Source organism: Kitasatospora sp. NPDC091257 (assembly GCF_044757675.1).
GTDB classification, from domain to species: Bacteria; Actinomycetota; Actinomycetes; order Streptomycetales; family Streptomycetaceae; genus Kitasatospora; species Kitasatospora lactacystinica.
The window spans coordinates 1-7316 of sequence record NZ_JBIVVI010000366.1 but is presented as its reverse complement, the minus strand read 5'-3'; the positions used below and the strand labels follow the sequence as shown (position 1 = coordinate 7316).

5 protein-coding genes are annotated in these 7316 nt (G+C 71.4%); all 5 read left to right on the top strand.

The genetic code is table 11. The features are described 5' to 3' along the window. Positions 1-45 precede the first annotated feature (45 nt). The 5 genes from ACIQOV_RS18500 to ppdK all read left to right on the top strand — a co-directional run bounded on the left by ACIQOV_RS18500 (position 46) and on the right by ppdK (position 7302). The gene (locus ACIQOV_RS18500; RefSeq protein WP_401049665.1) at positions 46-1260 is read left to right on the top strand and encodes a histidine kinase; all 1215 of its coding nucleotides are present in this window, start codon (positions 46-48) and stop codon (positions 1258-1260) included. Continuing rightward, entirely contained in the window at positions 1248-1892 is a 645-nt protein-coding gene (locus tag ACIQOV_RS18495) for a response regulator transcription factor (protein WP_359902950.1), read from the top strand. The genes ACIQOV_RS18500 and ACIQOV_RS18495 overlap by 13 nt, the downstream gene beginning before the upstream one ends. A gap of 2 nt (positions 1893-1894) precedes the next feature. Beyond that, positions 1895-2761, top strand: coding sequence for a DUF4097 family beta strand repeat-containing protein (locus ACIQOV_RS18490; protein WP_401049662.1), 867 nt, complete (start codon positions 1895-1897; stop codon positions 2759-2761). Between the two features lie 98 nt (positions 2762-2859). Next, the gene (gene dusB, locus ACIQOV_RS18485; RefSeq protein WP_401049661.1) at positions 2860-4029 is read left to right on the top strand and encodes a tRNA dihydrouridine synthase DusB; all 1170 of its coding nucleotides are present in this window, start codon (positions 2860-2862) and stop codon (positions 4027-4029) included. Between the two features lie 564 nt (positions 4030-4593). After that, the gene (gene ppdK, locus ACIQOV_RS18480; protein WP_401049659.1) at positions 4594-7302 is read left to right on the top strand and encodes a pyruvate, phosphate dikinase; all 2709 of its coding nucleotides are present in this window, start codon (positions 4594-4596) and stop codon (positions 7300-7302) included. Positions 7303-7316: the final 14 nt, after the last annotated feature.

The window sequence follows — 7316 nt, the reverse complement described above, 5'->3', positions numbered from 1 at the left end:
CCCCTTCATGGCGGCCCGTGATCATCGGGCCCTACGCTGTTCGGCATGTCCTCCACCACGTTGCGCCGAGCGCTCGTCAGGAGCCTCCGGCGCCCACCGTGGTCGCCCGAGGTCTGGCGGGACGTCCGCTTCACCGCCGCCGGAATACCCATGGCGCTGCCGGTCTGGCTGGCCGTCACCGAGTCGACGCTGCTCTTCCCGGTGCTCGCCGCCGTCCTGCTCTGCGCCCGCCCGCTGACCGCCCTCCAACGCGGCCGGCTGCGCGCCCTGCACGGGGTGGAGGTGCCGCCGCTGCGCCCGCCGACGGGGCGTCAGGCCTGGCTGCTGGGGATGACCTGGCGCCAGGCCCTCCACCACCTGGTGGCCGGTCCGCTGCTGGCGGCGGGTGCGTTGGCGGTGCTGTACGCCTGGGCGGCCGCCGTGGTGCTGGCCACCGTGTACGGCTGGATGTGGCTGCTGCCCGCCGGCACGGCGGTGCGCTCCGGCCTGGCCGGGGAGGACGTCCTGGTCACCCTCGGTGGGTTGCTGCTGCTGGCGGTCCTCCCGCCGGCGGGCACCCAGCTGGCCCGGCTGGAGGTGTGGGTGGCCCGGCGGCTGCTCGGCCCGGACCGGGCGGAGGCGCTGGAGCGGCGGGTCGAGGAGATCGCCGAGAGCCGGGCCGGGCTGGTCGACGCGGTGGACGCCGAGCGCCGCCGCATCGAGCGGGACCTGCACGACGGCGCCCAGCAGCGGCTCACCTCCCTCGCGATGAACCTGGGCCTGGCCCGGCGCACCCTCAAGGACGTGCCGCCCGAGGTGATGCAGGTGATCGTCGACGCGCACGAGGAGGCCCAGGCGGCCATCGACGAGCTGCGCGACCTGGTCCGCGGCCTGCACCCGGCCGTCCTGGAGGACCGCGGCCTGGACGCGGCGCTGTCCGGCATCGCCGCCCGCGCCCCGCTGCCGGTGCGCCTGGACGTGGCACTCTCCGAGCAGGTCGCCCCGACCGTGGAGGCGGTCGCCTACTTCACCGTCTCCGAGGCGCTCACCAACGTGGCCAAGCACGCCAGGGCCCACCGGGTCGACCTCTCGGTGCGGACGGCCGGCGGCCGGCTGCGGCTGGTCATCAGCGACGACGGCGTCGGCGGCGCGGACCCCTCGCGCGGCACCGGGCTCACCGGGCTGCGCAAGCGCGCCGCCTCGGTCGACGGCACGCTGTCCGTTCTCAGCCCCCTCGGGGGCCCCACCACCATCACCGTGGAGTTGCCGTGCGTGCTGTGATCGCCGAGGACTCGGTCCTGCTGAGGGTCGGCCTGGTCAAGGTCCTGGAGGCGGTGGGCTTCGAGGTCGTGGCCGCCGTCGGGGACGCCACCGAACTGCTGGCCGCCGTCGAGGAGCACCGCCCGAAGGTGGTGGTGGCCGACGTCCGGATGCCCCCGGGCTTCAGCGACGAGGGGGTGAAGGCGGCGATGGTGATCCGCCGGCAGTGGCCGGACACCGCCGTCCTGCTGCTCTCCCAGTTCGTGGAGGAGCGCTACGCCGCGGACCTGCTGGCGACCAACACCAGCGGCGTCGGCTACCTGCTCAAGCAGCGGGTGGCCAATGTCGACGACTTCGTGGACGCGCTCCAGCGGGTCGCCGAGGGCGGCACCGCGCTGGACCCGGAGGTGGTCGCCCAGCTGCTGGTGCGCCGCCACCGGGACCCGCTGGAGAAGCTGACCCCGCGCGAGCGCGACGTGCTCGCCCTGATGGCGGAGGGCCGTTCCAACGCCGCGATCGCGGGCTCGCTGGTGGTCAGCGACAGTGCGGTGGCCAAGCACATCAACTCGATCTTCACCAAGCTCGACCTGCCGCCGGTCGCGGACAGCCACCGCCGGGTGATGGCGGTGCTGCGCTTCCTGGAGGTCGGGTAGCGGTGAAGGGGACGAAAGGTTGGCGGGTCACCGGGACGGTCGTGATCGTGCTGGTCATGCTGGGGGCCGGACTGCAGACCTGGTCGATGGCGGTGCAGCAGCGGACCAGCACCAGCCGACCGTACGACGTGGCGATCCACCGGCTCCAGTTGGAGACCGGCAACGCCTCGGTCAGGGTGCGGGCCGGCCGGGAGGGCCACGTGGTGGTCCGGCAGAGCCTGGACTGGCTGGTGCGCAAACCGGTGGTGTCCACCGTCTTCGACGGCGACGTGCTGACGGTCGGGATGCACTGTCGGCTGGTCCTGCCGTTCGTGGACGTCGGCTGCGGCGCCGAGATCGAACTGGAGGTGCCGGCGGCGACCGAGGTGTCCGGCTCGGTGGGCTCCGGCTCCGTCCAGGTGGAGGGGCTGAGCGGGGACGTGCGGATGGAGCTGACCTCCGGCCAGCTGGTGCTGTTCGACACCTCCGGGAACGTGTCCGCGCACGCCACCTCCGGTCAGGTGCGGGGCACCAACCTGAGCACCCGGCGGGTGACGGCGCGGGTCGGCTCGGGTTCGGTGCAGCTGGGCTTCGCGAAGGCCCCGCGCGAGGTGGACGCCACGGCCACCTCCGGCTCGGTGGAGCTGGCCCTGCCGAGGGGCAGCCGGTACGCGGTCTCCAGTGAGATCGGCAGCGGCAACGGCCGGATCGACACGGGGCTGGTGGACTCGTCGAGTCCGAACCGGCTGCACGCCGCGGTCACCTCCGGGTCGATCACCGTCGTCCCGGCGAGCTCGGAGCCGCCGGAGCCCGCGGAACCGGCGGACCCGGCGGACCCGGCGGAGCCCGCGCAGTCCGCGGCGCCGTCGGTGCCGCCGTCGGCTCCGTAGCGGGAGCGCCTCGGAGCGGGTGGCGGCCGCTCACCCGGGCGGCGGACGGGTGGGGGACAATGGAGAGTCCCGTCCCCATCACCCGAGGTCAGCCGCGCATGACAGCCACGCCCGCACCCACCGCGTCCGACACCGAGTTCGCGCCGCTCGACATCGGCCCGATCCGGGTGTGGCCGCCCGTCGTGCTGGCGCCGATGGCCGGCATCACCAACGCGCCGTTCCGCACCCTGTGCCGTGAGCAGAGCGGCGGCCGGGGCCTGTACGTCTCGGAGATGATCACCACCCGGGCGCTGGTCGAGCGCAACGCCAAGACCATGCAGCTGATCACGTTCGACCCGAGCGAGAAGCCGCGCTCCATCCAGCTGTACGGGGTGGACCCGGTGACCGTCGGCAAGGCCGCCCGGATGATCTCCGACGAGGGCCTGGCCGACCACATCGACCTCAACTTCGGCTGCCCCGTCCCCAAGGTCACCCGCAAGGGCGGCGGCTCGGCGCTGCCGTACAAGCGCAACCTGCTGCGCGAGATCCTGCGCGAGGCCGTCGCCAACGCCGGCGACCTGCCGGTGACCATGAAGATGCGCAAGGGCATCGACGACGACCACCTCACCTACCTGGACGCCGGCCGGATCGGCGCGGAGGAGGGCGTGGCGGCGATCGCCCTGCACGGGCGCACCGCCGCCCAGCACTACGGCGGGACGGCCGACTGGTCGGCGATCGCCCGGCTGCGCGAGTCCGTCCCGGCGCACATCCCGGTGCTGGGCAACGGCGACATCTGGTCGGCCGACGACGCGCTGCGGATGATGCGCGAGACCGGCTGCGACGGCGTGGTGGTGGGCCGCGGCTGCCTGGGCCGGCCGTGGCTGTTCAGGGACCTGGTCGCGATCTTCGAGGGCGACGTGGACTACGCCCGCCCCGACTTCGGCTACGTGGCCGCGGCGATGGTGCGGCACGCGCAACTGCTCGGCGAGTGGCTGGGCGACGAGGCGCGCGGCGTGATCGACTTCCGCAAGCACGTCGCCTGGTACACCAAGGGCTTCTCGGTCGGCTCGGAGCTGCGGGTGAAGCTGGCCGGCTCCTCCTCGTTGGCCGAACTGGCCGAAACCCTCTCCCAGGTGGAGCAGTCCCAGGGCTGGCCGGACGGTGCGGACGGCCCGCGCGGACGGACCAGCGGCAACAACCGGGTGGTCCTGCCGGAGGGCTGGTTGGACGATCCGTATGACTGCGCCCGACCGGGCGTGGACGCCGAATCGGACACCTCTGGCGGATGATCTGTACGGACCGGCAAAAATGGCCCCATGGGGCCGACTGCCACTAGGTCGCAGCCCTCTTGTCCATCCTGGACAAGAGGGCTCCTTTTCGTCGTCCGAATGTCACGGAGAGAGCACATTTCTGGACGGTGTGCGACGATCGGCGGAGTCGCTCTACGTTCGACCCGTGAGATGCGCTGGTGACGCTTGCCACACGCGGTGGGGGCTGACGGCCGGTCAGTGGACGAAATGGACAGGTCGGCTGTGAATCGCTTCCCGAAGTCGGTCGGCCGGTGATCGGGCGATTCGGGTGCAGGAAATCAAGCCGGGGCAACGCCATCGACCCGCGGTCGCTACCGTGCGTCCGGATCGTACGATCTTCGGGTTTGCTTGTGTTCAAGAGTTGAACGCTTGCTCGCGTCAGGCGGACGATTTCACCAACAGAGGTGAACGCCTTTATGTGCTTTCGATCTAGCGGGTTACCGCTGGGTACCAGCCTCGGGTGGCCTATTCAGGGCAGAGAAGTGCCTTCGAAATGGGTATGTTCTCCGGCGTCAGGGCAACCGCGTACGAGGAGACCGACCCGTGCCGTCCCAGCAGAAGTTTGTTTACTCCTTCACCGAAGGAAACAAGGACCTCAAGGACCTTCTCGGCGGCAAGGGCGCGAACCTGGCCGAGATGACCAACCTGGGCCTCCCCGTCCCTCCGGGGTTCACCATCACCACCGAGGCCTGCAAGGTCTTCCTGGAGACCGGCAGCGAGCCGTCCTCCCTGCACGAGGAGATCAGCGCCCACCTGGACGCCCTCGAAGAGCGGATGGGCAAGAAGCTCGGCCAGGCCGACAACCCCCTCCTGGTCTCGGTGCGCTCCGGCGCGAAGTTCTCCATGCCCGGCATGATGGACACCGTCCTCAACATCGGCCTCTCCGACGTCTCGGTGGCCGGCCTCGTCGCCCAGTCCGGCAACGAGCGCTTCGCCTGGGACTCCTACCGCCGCCTGGTCCAGATGTTCGGCAAGACCGTGCTGGGCGTCGACGGCGAGCTGTTCGAGGAGGCCCTGGACGAGGCCAAGCACGCCAAGGGCACCGTCAACGACCTGGACCTGGACGCCGCCGACCTCCGGGGCCTGGTCGAGGTGTTCAAGGGCATCGTCGAGCGCGAGACCGGCCGGGCCTTCCCGCAGGACCCGCGCGAGCAGATGGACCTCGCGATCCACGCCGTCTTCCACTCCTGGAACGGCGACCGCGCCCGGCTGTACCGCCGCCAGGAGCGCATCCCGAACGACCTGGGCACCGCGGTCAACGTCTGCAGCATGGTCTTCGGCAACCTCGGCGAGGACTCCGGCACCGGCGTCGCCTTCACCCGCGACCCCTCCACCGGTACCCAGGGCGTCTACGGCGACTACCTGTCCAACGCCCAGGGCGAGGACGTCGTCGCCGGCATCCGCAACACCCTGCCGCTTTCCGAGCTGGAGAAGCTCGACAAGAAGTCGTACGACGAGCTGATGGCGATCATGCAGAAGCTCGAGAACCACTACCGCGACCTCTGCGACATCGAGTTCACCATCGAGCGCGGCAAGCTCTGGATGCTGCAGACCCGCGTGGGCAAGCGCACCGCCGCGGCCGCCTTCCGGATCGCCGTCCAGCTGGTCGACCAGGGTCTGATCGACCTGGACGAGGCCCTGATGCGGGTCACCGGCGGCCAGCTCTCGCAGCTGATGTTCCCCCGCTTCGCCCCCGACTCCGAGTCGCAGCAGATCGCCAGGGGCCTGGCCGCCTCGCCCGGCGCCGCGATCGGCAAGGTCGTCTTCGACTCGTACACCGCCGTCAAGTGGTCCCGCTCCGGCGAGAAGGTCATCCTGGTCCGCCGCGAGACCAACCCGGACGACCTGGACGGCATGATCGCCGCCGAGGGCATCCTCACCTCGCGCGGCGGCAAGACCTCGCACGCCGCCGTCGTCGCCCGCGGCATGGGCAAGACCTGTGTCTGCGGCGCCGAGGAGCTGGAGGTCGACACCAAGCGCCGCCGGATGACCACCGCCGACGGCCTGGTGCTGGAGGAGGGCGACGTCGTCTCGATCGACGGCGCGACCGGCAAGGTCTACCTCGGCGAGGTACCCGTGCTCCCCTCCGCGGTGGTGGAGTACTTCGAGGGCACCCTGCACGCCGGCGCCGACGTCCAGGGCGGTCTGGTCCAGGCCGTGCACCGGCTGATGTCCCACGCCGACGGCCGCCGCCGCCTCGCGGTGCGCGCCAACGCCGACAACGCCGAGGACGGCTCGCGCGCCCGCCGCTACGGCGCCCAGGGCATCGGCCTGTGCCGCACCGAGCACATGTTCCTCGGTGAGGAGCGCCGCAAGGAGGTCGAGCACCTGATCCTGGCGGACAACGACAAGGACCGCGAGGCCGCGCTCTCCACCCTGCTGCCGCTGCAGAAGGGCGACTTCCTGGAGCTCTTCCAGGCGATGGACGGCCTGCCCGTCACCGTCCGCCTGCTCGACCCGCCGCTGCACGAGTTCCTCCCGGACATCACCGAGCTGTCGGTGCGCGTCGCCCTCGCCGAGGCCCGCAAGGACCCGAACGAGAACGACCTGCGCCTGCTCCAGGCGGTGCACAAGCTGCACGAGCAGAACCCGATGCTCGGCCTGCGCGGTGTGCGCCTCGGCCTGGTCATCCCCGGCCTGTTCGGCATGCAGGTCCGGGCCATCGCCGAGGCCGCCGCCGAGCGCAAGCTGGCCGGGGCGGACCCGCGTCCCGAGGTGATGATCCCGCTGGTCGGCACCGTCCAGGAGCTGGAGCTGGTCCGCGACGAGTGCGAGCGGGTGCTCGCCGAGGTCGCCCGGTCCACCGGAGTCCAGCTGGACATCAAGCTCGGCACCATGATCGAGCTGCCGCGCGCCGCGGTGACCGCCGGGCAGATCGCCGAGGCCGCCGAGTTCTTCTCCTTCGGCACCAACGACCTGACCCAGACGGTCTGGGGCTTCTCCCGGGACGACGTGGAGGCCTCGTTCTTCACCGCCTACCTGGAGAAGGGCATCTTCGGGGTCTCCCCGTTCGAGACCATCGACCGCGACGGCGTCGGCTCGCTGGTCAAGCACGCCGTCGAGGCCGGCCGGGCCACCCGCCCCGACCTCAAGCTCGGCGTCTGCGGCGAGCACGGCGGCGACCCGGACTCGGTCCACTTCTTCCACGAGGTGGGGCTGGACTACGTCTCCTGCTCCCCCTTCCGGATCCCGGTGGCGCGCCTGGAGGCCGGCCGCGCCGCCATCGAGTCGGCGGGCAGCGACTCGCGCTGAGGAGGGTAGGCATC

Excerpts from the sequence above, each read along its gene's own strand:
- ACIQOV_RS18500 (WP_401049665.1), top strand. The coding sequence starts at position 46 with ATGTCCTCCACCACGTTGCGCCGAGCGCTCGTCAGGAGCCTCCGGCGC.
- dusB (WP_401049661.1), top strand. The coding sequence starts at position 2,860 with ATGACAGCCACGCCCGCACCCACCGCGTCCGACACCGAGTTCGCGCCG.